The organism is Variovorax sp. 54, assembly GCF_002754375.1.
Classification (GTDB): domain Bacteria; phylum Pseudomonadota; class Gammaproteobacteria; order Burkholderiales; family Burkholderiaceae_C; genus Variovorax.
In genome coordinates this window covers 1,092,410-1,105,933 of sequence record NZ_PEFF01000001.1, presented here as the reverse complement: position 1 = coordinate 1,105,933, position 13,524 = coordinate 1,092,410, and the positions used below count along the sequence as shown (strand labels likewise).

Annotated in this window: 12 protein-coding genes; 2 read left to right on the top strand and 10 right to left on the bottom strand. The window is 71.1% G+C overall.

Going from position 1 to position 13,524, the window contains the following annotated elements; translation table 11 throughout:
• Window positions 1-18: 18 nt before the first annotated feature.
• Window positions 19-2,604: an FtsX-like permease family protein gene (locus tag CLU95_RS04930; RefSeq protein WP_180288544.1), complete on the bottom strand. Its 2,586-nt coding sequence runs from the start codon at window positions 2,602-2,604 to the stop codon at window positions 19-21.
• Between the two features lie 73 nt (window positions 2,605-2,677).
• On the opposite strand from CLU95_RS04930, the gene CLU95_RS04925 reads away from it, so the two are divergent.
• On the top strand, window positions 2,678-4,114 hold the full coding sequence (locus CLU95_RS04925) for a serine hydrolase domain-containing protein (protein WP_099797121.1): 1,437 nt from the start codon (window positions 2,678-2,680) through the stop codon (window positions 4,112-4,114).
• Window positions 4,115-4,119: 5 nt separating this feature from the next.
• On the opposite strand, the gene CLU95_RS04920 is transcribed toward CLU95_RS04925, so the two are convergent.
• From CLU95_RS04920 to CLU95_RS04900, 5 genes are all read right to left on the bottom strand, one after another.
• Window positions 4,120-5,409 (bottom strand): RNA polymerase sigma factor, encoded by a 1,290-nt coding sequence (locus CLU95_RS04920; RefSeq protein ID WP_257214538.1) that lies wholly within the window; start codon window positions 5,407-5,409, stop codon window positions 4,120-4,122.
• Window positions 5,406-5,780, bottom strand: coding sequence for a YciI family protein (locus CLU95_RS04915; protein WP_099790951.1), 375 nt, complete (start codon window positions 5,778-5,780; stop codon window positions 5,406-5,408). Before CLU95_RS04915 ends, CLU95_RS04920 begins: the two co-directional genes overlap by 4 nt.
• Before the next feature lie 168 nt (window positions 5,781-5,948).
• Entirely contained in the window at window positions 5,949-7,310 is a 1,362-nt protein-coding gene (locus CLU95_RS04910; protein ID WP_099790949.1) for an NAD(P)H-dependent oxidoreductase, read from the bottom strand.
• A gap of 5 nt (window positions 7,311-7,315) precedes the next feature.
• Window positions 7,316-8,191 (bottom strand): phytanoyl-CoA dioxygenase family protein, encoded by an 876-nt coding sequence (locus CLU95_RS04905; RefSeq protein ID WP_099790947.1) that lies wholly within the window; start codon window positions 8,189-8,191, stop codon window positions 7,316-7,318.
• Complete coding sequence (locus CLU95_RS04900) at window positions 8,188-8,901, bottom strand: GntR family transcriptional regulator (RefSeq protein WP_099790945.1); 714 nt, start codon at window positions 8,899-8,901, stop codon at window positions 8,188-8,190. The genes CLU95_RS04905 and CLU95_RS04900 overlap by 4 nt, the downstream gene beginning before the upstream one ends.
• A gap of 116 nt (window positions 8,902-9,017) precedes the next feature.
• Here CLU95_RS04900 and CLU95_RS04895 point away from each other — a divergent pair, with 116 nt between their 5' ends.
• Complete coding sequence (locus CLU95_RS04895; RefSeq protein ID WP_099790943.1) at window positions 9,018-9,983, top strand: threo-3-hydroxy-L-aspartate ammonia-lyase; 966 nt, start codon at window positions 9,018-9,020, stop codon at window positions 9,981-9,983.
• A 3-nt stretch (window positions 9,984-9,986) separates the two neighbouring features.
• On the opposite strand, the gene CLU95_RS04890 is transcribed toward CLU95_RS04895, so the two are convergent.
• From CLU95_RS04890 to CLU95_RS04875, 4 genes are all read right to left on the bottom strand, one after another.
• Entirely contained in the window at window positions 9,987-10,652 is a 666-nt protein-coding gene (locus CLU95_RS04890) for a hypothetical protein (RefSeq protein WP_099790941.1), read from the bottom strand.
• 42 nt (window positions 10,653-10,694) lie between these two features.
• Entirely contained in the window at window positions 10,695-11,345 is a 651-nt protein-coding gene (locus CLU95_RS04885; protein ID WP_099790939.1) for an ABC transporter ATP-binding protein, read from the bottom strand.
• The gene (gene miaA, locus CLU95_RS04880; protein WP_099790937.1) at window positions 11,342-12,337 is read right to left on the bottom strand and encodes a tRNA (adenosine(37)-N6)-dimethylallyltransferase MiaA; all 996 of its coding nucleotides are present in this window, start codon (window positions 12,335-12,337) and stop codon (window positions 11,342-11,344) included. Before miaA ends, CLU95_RS04885 begins: the two co-directional genes overlap by 4 nt.
• 68 nt (window positions 12,338-12,405) lie before the next feature.
• The gene (locus CLU95_RS04875; RefSeq protein WP_099790935.1) at window positions 12,406-13,335 is read right to left on the bottom strand and encodes an AraC family transcriptional regulator; all 930 of its coding nucleotides are present in this window, start codon (window positions 13,333-13,335) and stop codon (window positions 12,406-12,408) included.
• Window positions 13,336-13,524: the final 189 nt, after the last annotated feature.

Here is a 13,524-nt window from a genome sequence, read left to right as displayed (position 1 = left end):
TCCCGCCTGCGGGCGGCGCTACCAGTCCTCTTTCACCGCCAGCACCACATCGCGCCCTGCCGCGGCGCGCCCCGCCATCCACGCCGTGAACGTCCCGGCCGCCACCACGGCCGCGCACAGCGCCAGCAGCCGCACCCAGGGCACCAGCAGGTCCATGCTCCAGTGGAAGCTCTGCGGGTTCACCACCTTCACCAGCACCACTGACACGGCCAGCCCGAGCAGCAGCCCGGCCACCGCGCCGATGGCGGTCCAGGCCGCGCCTTCGCCGGCCACCACGGCCAGCACCTGCCGCCGCGTGAAGCCCAGGTGCGCGAGCAGGCCGAACTCCTTGCGCCGCGCCAGCACCTGCGCGCTGAAGCTGGCGGCAATGCCGAACAGGCCGATGGCGATGGCCACGGCCTGCAGCCAGTAGGTGACGGCAAAGCTGCGATCGAAGATGCGCAGCGAGGTCGCGCGGATCTGGCCGACCGAGGCGAGCTCGACTGCGCCGTCGCGCAATGTTCGCGATGCGAGTTCGCGCACGGCCGCTTGCACTTCTGCTTCCGACGCACCGGGCGCGAGCCACAGGGCCACGTCGCTCACGTCGTGCTCGCCGGTGATGCGCTCGAAGTCGCGCGCGTCCATCGCGATCGCACCGAACTGCCGCGCGTAGTCGCGCCACACGCCGGCCACGAAGAACACCTGCGGCGTTGACGCGCGCATTGCATCGGACAGCGGCGCGAACGCGGAGCCCGGCTTCGCGCCGTACAGCTCGACCATCGGTTCGCTCACGTAGATGCCGGTCTGTCCGGGTGGCACGGGCAGCGCCTCGCCGACCAGCGGCAGCCCGCGTGCCACACCGCCTTCGAGGCTGCGCGCAATCAGCGTCACGGCGGGCTGCGCGGGGTCGAGCTGCAGCGACTGCGTGCGCAGCGTGCCGGTGCGCGCCACGCCGGGCAGCTGCGCCAGCGCCTGCACGAAGGCCGGCGCGAAGGTCGCGGTGTCGGTGCTGCTGGTGCCGCCGCTGTTGCTGCTGCCGCGCCCGCCCGAGGTGGCGCGCACGTACAGGTCGGCCGGCAGCACCACGTCGAGCCAGTGCGTGACCGATTCGCGGAAGCTCGCGACCATCACCGTGAGCGCGACCGCCAAGCTCAGGCTCGCGACCACGCCGCTCACCGCCACAGCCGCCGTGCCGCGCATGCGGCGCGCGCGCTCGACGGCGAGCATCGGCAGCACGCGCCGTGCAAACGCCGGCGCCACGCGGTCGTACAGCAGCGCGATGAGCCAGGGCAGGGCGGTGATGCCGCCCACCAGCAGGCAGGCCACCGACAGGTACGCCGCCACCGGAATACCGCCGATCGCCGGCAGGTTGGCCAGCGCCGCACCCGCACCGATGAGCCCGAGCGCCAGCCAGTGGTGACGGCCCTGCGCGGGTGCGGCGCCCAGGCCCTTGAGCGTCTGCGCTTCGGGCAATGCCTGCGCGGCGCGCGCGGGCCACCAGCCGCCCACGAGCGCAGCGACCACGCCGAGCCCGCCGTACAACAGCGCAGCGGCGCCGCTCCAGTGCAGCCGCGGCGCCACGCCTTCGAAGTAGCCACCGCCGAGGTCACCGCCCAGCACGCGCAGCGCCAAGGCCGCGAGCGCGGTGCCGAGCGCCAGGCCGGCCGCGCTGCCGATCAGCCCGAGCACCAGCGATTCGGCCAGCACCAGCCGCAGCCGTTCGCGCGGCGTGAGGCCCAGCACGCCGAGCAGTGCGAACTGCTGCGCGCGCTTGGCCACGCTGAGCGCGAGCACCGAGAACACCAGGAATGCGCCCGTGAACAGCGCCACCAGCGCCAGCACCGTGAGGTTGACGCGGTAGGCGCGCGACAGGTTGCTCACGCGCTCGGCCGCATCGCCCGGCTCGGCGAACTTCAGGCCCGCGGGCCAGTCGGGCGACTTTTCAAGTGCGGCCACGAAGGCCGCGCGGTCGGTGCCCGGCGCGAGTCGCAGGTCGATGCGGCTCAGCTGGCCGAGCTGGCCGAACAGCTCTTGCGCAGCCGCGATGTCCATCACCGCCAGCGCCGCGCCGCCGGCCGTCACGTGGCCCGACACCGCGAGACGCTGCCACGCGGCGCCGCTGCGCAGCTGCAGGCTTTCGCCGGGTACGGGTTGCAGCGGCAACTGCAGCGCCTGGCGCGCCGCCGCGTTGAGGAACACATGGCCGGGCGCGAACAGCGCGAAGCGGTCGGCATCGGCCACCGACTGCGGCATCAGCGCGGGCGCGATGGTGGGCAGCGCGAGCGCATCGACGCCGATCACGCGCAACGGCAGCTGGTGCCCGTCGCCGCCCAAAGCGAGGCCCTGGAACTCGAGCACCGGGCTCGCCAGCGCCACCTCGGGCCGGCGCGCGAGCCGGCCGAACACGCCCTCGTCGAAGCTGCCCTGCGCCGCGCGCACTTCGAGGTCGGGCTGGCCGTTCACCGAGCGCACGGCGCTGGAGAATTCGTCGAGCGCCGAAGCGTTGATGAGCTGCACCGAAAACGCCAGCGCCACGCCCAGCATCACGGCCAGCACGGCCGCCGCGTTGCGCCAGGGGTGGTGGCGCAGTTCCTGCCAGGAGAAAGTCGAAAGCAATGCACGCATGGGGTCATTGTGGCCGCCGTGGCAGGATGGCGGCTGTTCGACGATGACGACTTCACGCCCGAGGATTCCGACGATGCGGCTTCTGCCCTCCGCCTGGTGCCGCCGCTGGCTGGCACCCTGGCTTCTCGCGCCCTGGCTGGCGGGCGCGGCGAGCGCGCAGCTCGTACCGCCGTCCGCACCCTCTGCACCGCTCTCGCTCGCCAGCGACCCGGCCGTGCTGGCCCGCACCGCGCTCGGCGCCGAACGCGGCACGCTGGTGGTCGGCGTGCTGCGCGGCGACAAGGCCGGCTACGGCATCGCCCACAACCCCGAGCCGCTGGTGGCGCGCGCCGTTGCGCCCGCCAGCGCGGAGCAGCCGATGTTCGAGATCGGCTCGGTCACCAAGGTCTTCACCGGCCTGCTGCTGGCACAGGCCGTGGAGCGCGGCGACGTGGCGCTCGACGACAGCGTGGGCAAGCTGCTGGCCGGCCATGCCGAGGGCGTGCCGCCCGCCGTGGCCGCGATCACACTGAGGCAGCTCGTCACGCACACCGGCTGCCTGCCCGTGATGGCCGACGGCGTCACCGGTGGCGCCGCGCTGGCCGAGCAGTTCCGCAGCTTCGACCTGCCGATGTTCTGGGCCGCGCTCGCGCGCATCCGCCTCACGGGCGTTGCGGCGCCGTGCGAGGCGCGCTACAGCAACTTCGGCATGGCGCTGCTCGGGCAATTGCTGGCGTTGCGCTACGGCACCTCGTGGGGCGAGCTGGTGCGCGCGCGCATCACCGAGCCGCTGGGCATGAACGACACCGTGATCCCGCTCGGCGACAAGGCCTCGCGCATGGCGCCGCCGTTCGCGGGCGACCAGCGCCAGCGGCGCTTCGACATGCTGGCCTACGCGCCGGCCAGCGCTTTGCGCTCGACCGCCGCCGACATGCTGGCCTTCAGCCGCGCGGTTCTTGCCGGCGCCCACGGCCCGCTGGGCCCGGCCGCCACGCGCCTGCTCACGCCGCTCGCGCGCTACGAGGGCGCCGAGATCGGCTATGCCGTGATGGTGCGCGGCCCCGAGACCGGCCGGCGCACCTACTACCACGCGGGCGTCACCGAGGGCTACCGCACGCTCTGGCTGCTGGCGCCCGACACCGGCGAAGCGCTCATCGTGCTCGCCAGCAACCAGCGCGCCCCGCTGCAGCCCGTGATGCTCGCCATCGGCAAGAGCCGCTACCCGGTGCCGACGGCGGAAGTGCCGATCGATCCGAAGCGCCTGGCCGACTACGCGGGCGAGTTCCGCGTCGGCAAGGCGCAGGTGCTGGGCTTCACCGTGCGCGACGGGCGTTTGCTGGCACGTGAATCGGGCAAGGGCTACAACGGGCTCACGCCCACCGGGCCTGATCGTTTTGCGGTGACGGCCATCGGTGCGCAGTTCGTGTTTCGGCGGGGCGATGGTGGTGAGGTGAATGGGGTCACGCTGACGCAGGGTGGCAGCCGGCTTGAAGGGCGGCGCGTTGGCGCTGCTGCGGTGCTACAGGACTGAGCGCTTCAAGCCCGTTCCGACATCGCGTGCAGGTACGCCCGCACCGCGCCATTGCTGCTCAACCCGATCGCCCGGTCATACGCTTGCCGCGCCGCCACGCGCGCACCACCGGCCGCGAGCAGGTGCGCACGTGCCGCCCAGAACGGCTGGTAGCTCGCCACCTCGTCCGACGGAATCGCATCGAGCGCGCGCAGCCCGGTTTCGGGTCCGCGCGCATTCGCCAGCGCACACGCCAGGCTGACCTGCGCGCCGATGCTGGGCCGCAGCGCGAGCAGGCCTTCGTACAGCGACACCAGCACCTCGGGCGGCACCGGTGCGCCGGCGCGGCGCTCGCAGTGGGCCGACTGGATCGCGGCTTCGAGCTGGTACGGCCCGAGCGACTGCATGGCCGATGCGATGCGCAGATGGTGCTCGGCCTCGGCCAGCAGCGCGTGGTCCCAGCGCGTGATCTCCTGCTGGTCGAGCGGCACGTAGGCACCGGCTTCGGTGCGGCGCGCGGCGGTGCGTGCCTCGCAGAACAGCATCAGCGCGAGCAGGCCCAGCGGCTCGGGTTCGGCTGGCATCAGGCGGCACAGGATGCGGCCCAGGTCGATGGCCTCGGTCGTGAGGCCGCGGGGCAGGGCGTCGGCGCCGTCGACGTCGTCCCAGCCGGTGCCGTACGCGGCATAGATGCCGTCGAGCACGTCGCGCAGCCGGTGCGGCAGGTCGCGCGCCTGCGGATATTCGAACGAGATGCCGGCCGCGCGGATGCGGGCCTTGGCGCGCACCAGCCGCTGGCCCAGCGCGGAGGGCGAGGTGAGGAACGCGCCGGCCATGCGCGCCGCATCGAGGCCGAGCACGGTCTGCAGCATGAGCGGCGCGCGCGCGGCGGCGTCGATGGCCGGGTGCGCGCAGACGAAGAGCAGGCGCAGCCGCTCGTCGGGCACGGTGGCGGCAGCATCGGCGTCATGGCCGGCCTCGTCCATCTCGCCCGCGAGCAGCAGCAGCGTCTGCGTGGCGTCGTCCTGCACGCGGCTGTGGCGCCAGGCGTCGAGCTTGCGGTGCCGCGCGACGCTCAGCAGCCAGGCGTCGGGCTGCACCGGCACGCCGTCGGCGGGCCAGCGCTCGAGCGCGCGGGCGAAGGCGTCGGCCAGGGCGTCTTCGGAGGCCGCGATGTCGTGCGTGCGCGCGGACAGGATGGCGAGCAGCCGCCCGTACGACGCGCGTGCCGCGCGTTCGGCTGAATTGTGGGCCGCCCGTTCGGCTGAATCGCGTGCCGCCTGTTCGGCGGCGTGGTGTGCCGCCGGAGTGGTCACGTCTGGCTCGTACCCGCCGCTGCGGTGGCGGTGAAGACCGGCCGCACTTCGACCCCGCCGCTGGCGGCGCAGGGCGCGCGCGCGGCCCATTCGAGCGCGGCGTCGAGGTCGGGCACGTCGACCACGAAGTAGCCGCCGAGCTGCTCCTTGGTGTCGGCGAAGGGGCCGTCCTGCACCTGGCGCTTGTCGCCGCGCACGCGCAGCGTGGTGCCGGTCATGGGCGGCAACAGGCCATGGCCGCCGAGCGCAACGCCCGACTGGCGCACCGCGTCGGCGTACGCGACCCAACTCGCGCGGTAGGCCTGCGAAGAGGGGTCGTCACGTTGTTCGAATTCGGCGGCGGGTTGGTAGAACATCAACATGTACTGCATGGTGTTTCTCCTGGAAGGGAAAACTTGCCGAGCAAGAGCGCTCACCACAATGACGGCCCGCCACCGGTCATTTCGACACCGGACGGGTGCCGAGCAGAAGATTCTTGATCCGTTCGCCCTTTGGCGCAACGAGAGGCCCCTCTACTGCGGGGCCCGTTCAGGTCGCGCTCAGGCGGCGCGGGCGCGCACCGCGGGCGTGAACAGCGCTTCCATTTCCTGGCGCAGCCGGTAGGCGGCCGTGCTGGTGTCCATCGCCACGTCGGCCCAGCTCAGGTTCTGGCCCTTTTTCACGGGGCGCACGAGCTTGACGTTGTGCGCCAGCCCGAGCGGCAGGCCGCCCAGGCGCAGCGAGCGCTCGGCCGGCAGCAGCTTGCCCCAGACGGTGTAGCCGCCTTCGCCGTCGAGCATCTCGCCCGCCGCCAGGTCGCGCTTGGCGGTGGCGACCACGTCGGCGTTCCAGCCGGTGGCCACGCCGGTGGGCTCGCCGCGCAGCGCCACGCTGGCGACCGACATGCCGACTTCGAGCCCGATCAGGTGCCAGCGCTTGTACAGCGTGAAGTAGCGCCCGCTCGGGTCGGTGTGGGCGTTGTATTCCTCGAAACAGTTCTTGATGTAGTCGGTCTCGGCCTCGACCGTGACCCACACGCCCATGCGGATGTCGTACGGGATCTTGCGGCCGTCGGCTTCGAGCGACGAGATCACCTCGACCATGCCCTTGCGTTCCAGCACGCCGCCTTCGCTCTTCGGACGGGTGACGAAGGGAATGTCTTCCACGCTCGCGGGCGGGTAGAGCAGGCCGTCCCAGGGCACGCCCAGGCCGGTGGCGTTGGCCACGGCCGAGCTTTCGATCGACGGCTTGGAGCCGTCGAGGAAGCTGTTGAACATCTTCGGGTTGAGCCCGCCGCGTTTCGCCTGCTCGGGCGTGAGGCCGTAGTTGCCCCACACCGTTTCGGGCGTCGATTCGGTGAAGTGCGGCAGCCACTTGTGGCCGCGCCCGGCCGCCACCACCGGAAAGCCGCAGGTGCGCGCCCAGTCGACCAGGTCGCAGATCAGCGCGGGCTGGTCGCCGAAGGCCAGCGAATACACCACGCCGGCCTGCTGCGCCTTGTGCGCGAGCAGCGGGCCGCAGAAGGCGTCGGCCTCGACGGTCACGTTGACCACGTGCTTGCCGTGCGCAAAGGCATCCAGGCAATGGTCGACCGCGGCAATCGGGTTGCCCGTGCACTCGACCACGATGTCGATGGACGGCTCGCGCGTCACGGCCTGCCAGTCGTCGGTGATCCAGGTGGCGCCGGTCTTCAGTGCCTCTTGCACCGAGCCGGCATTGCTGCGCTCGGCCAGCCAGCCCACGCGCTCGAGGTTGACGCGCGCGGCGGCGGGCGAGAGGTCGGCAATGGCGACCAGTTGCACGCCGGGCGTGCGTGGAATCTGCGCCAGGTACATGGCGCCGAACTTGCCGGCGCCGATCAGGCCGATGCGGATGGGGCGGCCTTCGGCGGCGCGTTGTTGCAGGCGGGTGTGCAGGCTCATGGTGTTCAGGCTTCCACGGAATCGATGACGTCGAGCGAGGTGCGCAGCGCGCTCTCGGGCAGGCCGTCTTTCCACGGCACGTCGACGGGGTAGGGCTGGCGCAGGCAGTCGTCGGGCAGCATCTCGATCGGCGTGAAGTCGCGATGCGCGATGTACTCGGGCCGCTTGTGGCGGCGGATGTGGTTGCTGACCGCGCACAGGCTCAGGTACACGGCCACGCGATTGAAGGGCGACAGGTTGCTGCCCGAGGCGTGCACCAGGCAGCTGTGGAACAGGATCATCGAACCGGCCGGTCCCTTGGGCGAGACGATGCCGCCCTGCGTGCCACCCGCGCGGTCGACGAGTTGGCGGATCAGGTCGTTGTCGACCGTCCACAGCGGGTAGCTGGTGGTCGTGAGGTCGTGCTTTGCATCGACCACGCCCTTGCGGTGGCTGCCCGGAATGAACATCAGCGGGCCGTTGTGCTCGGTCACTTCATCGAGAAAGATGGCCACGTTCATTGCGCGCTCGGTGGGCATCAGGTCGTCGTTGAGCCAGGTGCCGTAGTCCTGGTGCCACTGCCACACGTCGCCTTCGAAGGCCATCTTGCCGTTGATCTTGAACTGGTGCATGTAGACCGCTTCGTCGAACAGGTCCATCACCGGCCCGACCATGCGCGGGTGCCGCGCCAGCCGCGCGAAGGGCTCGCTGATGAGGTGCGCGGCGAAGTTCGTGCGCACGGCGTCGGAGCCTTTTTCGCGCACGTTGAAGGCCGCGCGCTTGCTGTACAGGTCGGGCACCGCCTCGGTCAGCACCTTCGTCTCTTCGGGTGAGAAGTGGCCGGGGAAGAACAGGTAGCCCTCGCGCTCGAACTGCGCGCGTTGCTCGGGGGTCAGCTTCATGCCTTGTCTCCTTTTTTGGTGGGGATTGCAGATGCGGATGCAGCGGTGCGTGCCAGCTGTTGCGTGAGCCGCTCGGCCAGCGCGTCGCTGGCGCGCGAGACGTGCGCGTCGCTCAGGCGCGCGGCGCGCTCGACGTCGCCGGCGGCAATGGCGTCGGCAATCGCTTCGTGCTCGTCCCACAGCGATTCGCGCTGCGGCTCGGCCTGCAGCACCGCGCCCATCGCGCGGCGCAGATGGCGCCAGTGCGGGTCGGCGCTCTGGCCGATCAGCGGGTTGCCCGAGGCGGCGTAGATGGCCTGGTGAAAGGCCACGTCGGCATCGATCATGGCTTCGACGTTGCGCCCGCGCGCCGCGCGCCGGCCGCGTTCGATGAGCTTCGGGTCGATGCGAAAGCGCTGCTGCGCCGCCAGCCGCGCGGCCAGCACGTCGAGCGCGCCGCGCACCTGGTAGACCTTGCGCATCGCCTCGGCCTCCAGCGGCGCCACCAGCACGCCGCGGCCGGGCGCGTCCTGCACGAAGCCGTCTTTCTTGAGCAGCCGCAGCGCCTGCAGCACCGGCTGGCGCGACACCGCGAGCCGGGCCGCGATGTCCTCCTGCGTGAGCCGTTCGCCCGGCGCGAGCGCGCCGCTGCTGATGGCGCCGAGCAGGGCGCGGTAGACCTGATCGACGAGGTCGGGAGCGACTTCGATGCTGAGCAACTGGGCGGGCATGGCAGGGCCTTTTCTGAACTCTGTATACAGAGTACGGACTTCCGGGGCGGCACGCATCCCCGGGTTTTTACCCATCGGGGCTGCAAAGAATGGCGAGCCGCCGCTAAGCTCGACCCATGCAACTCCCTACCTACGACGACGTCATCGCCGCGGCCGCGCGGCTCGAAGGCCATGCGCACCGCACGCCGGTGCTGCAATCGACCACCGCCAATGAGCGCTGGGGCGCGCAGTTCTTCTTCAAGTGCGAGAACTTCCAGCGCATGGGCGCATTCAAGTTTCGCGGTGCGTTCAATGCGCTGTCGAAGTTCGACGCAGCGCAGCGCAAGGGCGGCGTGATCGCCTTCTCGTCGGGCAACCACGCGCAGGCCATCGCGCTGTCGGCGCGGCTGCTGTCGATGCCGGCCGTGATCGTCATGCCCAAGGACGCGCCCGCCGCCAAGGTCGCGGCCACGAAGGGCTACGGCGCCGAAGTGGTGATGTACGACCGCTTCACCGAAGACCGCGAGGCGCTGACGAAGCGGCTCGCGCAGGAACGCGGCATGACGATGATCCCGCCCTACGACCACCCCGATGTGCTGACGGGGCAGGGCACGGCGGTGAAGGAACTCATCGAAGAGACGGGTCCGCTCGACCACCTGTTCGTGTGCCTCGGCGGCGGCGGGCTGCTGTCGGGCTCGGCGCTGTCGGCGCGCGCACTGGCGCCCGAGTGCAAGGTCTACGGCGTGGAGCCCGAGGCCGGCAACGACGGCCAGCAGTCGCTGCGCACCGGCAAGATCGTGCACATCGAAACGCCCAAGACCATCGCCGATGGTGCGCAGACGCAGCACCTGGGCGCGTACACCTTCGGCATCATCCAGCGCGACGTCGACGACATCTTCACCGTCACCGACGAGCAGCTCGTCGAGGCGATGCGCTTCTTCGCGGAGCGCATGAAGATGGTGGTGGAGCCGACGGGCTGCCTCGCGTTCGCGGGTGCCATCGCGGCTGCGAAGGCCATCGAGGGCCAGCGCGTGGGCATCGTGATCAGCGGCGGGAACGTTGACTTGTCGCGCTACGCCGCGTTGTTGAGCGGCACGGCCTGAGCCTCAGGTCACGCGCTGCCACACGACGCGGCGCGCGTTTTCGCCGCAGTCGAGCAGCTGACGGTAGTCGGCTGCATCGAAGTCCGGCAGCGCCAGCAGCCAGTCCTCGAATTGCCTGAAGTTGTCGGCAAGCGTGCCCACTTCGGCGGAGAGGTCGTCGCGGTCGCTGTCGGTCCACAGCTCGATCCACACGTGCGGCAGGTTGTCGACCTTCGTGTGCGAGCGCACCGCGATCCGATCGATGGCGTCCAGCGCGACGCGCACCTCAGGGCGTCTGTAGCGAATCAGCGTGAGGTGGCCGTGGCGCAGCGTCACGCGTGCGCCATCGGGTGGTCCGCCGACGCGGCGCGATCGCTGGAAGGCCTTCAGGTTCTGGCTGCGGACGATGTAGAGCGTGCCTGCGGCGAAGAAGGCCGTCATGAGGGAAAGGTAGGCGAGCCTGGATGCCGAGACACCTACGGCACCGTGCCGGGCAATGACCCACAGGGCGTAGCCGCACGCGGCCGTGGCCACCGCGCTCGCAACGCCCCACAGCCCGGCCGCCCACGGGCTGCCACGCAGCGCCGCACGGAACACGAACGCATAGACCACGATGCGCACGCCGACCATGAGCGTGGGGCGTGTGGCGAGTTGCCACAGCTCGGTGGCCAGGTAGAGCACGGCGATCATCACCAACGCGCCCGGAACGGGTGTCGATGGGCGCTTCACCCGTCAGGCCCGGATGCCGCTCACCGTCAGGTGCAGCAACCGGTCCGCCCGCGCCGCCGCGCTCTCCGAGTGCGTCACCAGCACCAGCGAGGCGCCATGCTCGCGCGTCTGGCCGATCAGCAGGTCCATCACCTTCGCAGCGGTGGAGGGGTCGAGGTTGCCGGTGGGCTCGTCGGCCAGCAGCAGCGCGGGCCGGTGCACGAGCGCACGCGCGATCGCCACGCGCTGCAGCTGACCACCCGACAGCGTCTGCGGCAGCCGCGCGCCCATGCCGGGCAGGCCGACGGCTTCGAGCATGTGGGCGACGCGCGCGTCTTCGCGCGGGCGGCCCAGCAGCATCAGTGGCAGCGACACGTTCTGCGCCACGTCGAGGTGCGGCAGCACGTGGAAGGCCTGGAACACGAAGCCCACATGCTGGCGCCGCCAGAGCGCGCGGGCTTCGCCGTCGAGCGCGCCGATGTCGGTGCCGTCGTGCGACACGCTGCCTTCGTCCCAGCTGTCGAGGCCGGCCATGCAGTTGAGCAGGGTCGACTTGCCCACGCCCGATTCGCCCACGATGGCGACGAACTCGCCGGGCGCGACCTGCAGGCTCACGTGTTCGAAGACAGGCGCGTCGCCGTAGTGCTTGCCGAGGTTGGAGAGGTGCAGGGTCATGCGGGCGTCGCCCCGCGTGCGATGTGGGCGATCTGTGCGATGTGCTGCACGGCGGTCTGCACCGCGTCGGGCGCATCGCACGCGATCACGGTGCGCTGCGGCATGCTGCGCAGCCAGGTGATCTGCCGCTTGGCGAGCTGGCGCGTGGCGGCGATACCGCGCTCGCGCAACGCGTTCAGGGCCTTGGCATCGGGCGGTGCGTCGCCGCAGGCGTCGAACATGTCCCAGGCCTGGCGGTAGCCCACGCAGCGCATCGAGGGCAGGTCGGGCGACAGGTCGCCGCGCGCGCGCAGCGCCTTCACCTCGTCGAGAAAGCCCTCTGCGAGCATGGCGTCGAAGCGTTCGGCGATGCGGCCGTGCAGCCAGGCGCGGTCTTCGGGTTCGAGCGACACGAGCACGCCGCCGTCGACGGCCTTGGCGGCCTTGGTGTCGCTGGCATGGAAGCTCGACAGCGGCTGGCCGCTGCTTTCCCACACCTCGAGCGCGCGCTGGATACGCTGGCTGTCTTGCGGCGCGAGCCGTGCGGCCGTGATGGGATCGACCTGCGCGAGCCGCGCATGCATCGCGGGCCAGCCGAGCGCGGCGGCTTCGGCGTCGAGGCGCGCGCGCACGGCGGGGTCGGCCGCGGGCATGGCGTCGATGCCGTCGAACAGCGCCTTGAAGTACAGCATGGTGCCGCCCACGAGCAGCGGCAGCGCGCCTCGCGCGCGGATGGCGTCGATGAGCCGCGTGGCGTCGGCCACGAAGGCGGCGGCGCTGTAGCTGTCGCGCGCATCGAGGATGTCGATCAGGTGGTGCGGCACAGCCGCCTGCTCGGCGGCGGTGGGCTTGGCGGTGCCGATGTCCATGCCGCGGTAGACCAGCGCCGAATCGACGCTGACGATCTCGACCGGCTGCAGTTGCGCGACGGCCAGGGCCACGGCGGTCTTGCCGGACGCGGTGGGGCCGGCGAGCGCGATGTAGCGCGGGGGAACAGGGGAAGCGGGGGGCATGCGTCGAGGGTAGCAAATGGCGCGTGCCGGGCGGCAGCGCGGGGCTTGCTTGCCTGCGACGCAGTACGTCAGGCGACGGCGGTCGCGTCCCGCATCCGGCGGATGTCGCGCAGCGGTGGCGCACCGAACAGGCGCGCGTACTCGCGGCTGAACTGCGAGGCGCTTTCGTAGCCCACGCGCACGCCGGCCGTGCCCGCATCGATGTTCTGGTTCAGCATCAGCTGCCGCGCTTCCTGCAGGCGCAGCTGCTTCAGGTACTGCATCGGGCTCATGCCGGTCACGGCGCGGAAGTGCTGGCGGAAGGTCGACGGGCTCATGTGCGCGGACGCGGCCAGCTCGTCGGCCAGCACTGGCTTGGTGAAGTTCATCTTGAGCCACGCCAGGCTCTGTGCCACCTGCTGGCTCGGCGAGCCGACGGTCACGAGGCGCTGCAGCTGCGGGCCGTGGCGCCCGGCGAGCAGGCGCACGACGATCTCCTTCTGCAGCAACGGCGCAAGCTGGGGCACGAGTTGGGGCTCGGCCAGCAGCTCGACGAGCCGCGTCACCGTGCCCAGCAGCGTCGGGTCGAGCGCGCCCAGCGACAGGGCGCGGTGGTTGTGGGGCTCTTTCGACGGTGGCGGCAACGCCATCTCGGTCGCCACCTGCACGATGGCGCGCGGATCGAGCCTGATCATGAGGCCCAGAAAGGGCTGTGCCGCACTGGCGCGGGTGACGTGCGCGACCACGGGAAGGTCGGCCGTGATGAGCAGCGACTGCCCCGCGGCGTATTCATAGATCTCGTCGCCGAGCGCCGCGCGCTTCTGTCCGCCGACGGTGATGCCCAGGCCGAAGCCGTAGATGCAATGCACGGGTTCGGTCGCGGCGCTGCGGCGGTGCAGCGAGAGTTCGGGAATGGCGGTGGCGTGGTCGCCGTCGTTTCGGGCAATGCGCCCGACGGCCGTGGCCAGGGCACCGAGGACGGCCGAATCGTCTGGCTGCGTCGGCTGTAGCACTTCCATCTGAATCCTTTCGGGCGCTTGCGCAAAGTCTAGCGGGCGCATCTCATGCGACTGGCGTTTCCGGCGCAGTCTCGTTGTTTCAGGCAAGAACGCGCGCGGATTGGGCAAGTGGCCGTGGACGCTTCGTCGGACACTGGCCGCCGTGAAGTCCTGCCGCGCGCGGCGCGAGGACCGTGCTTCCCCTCCACG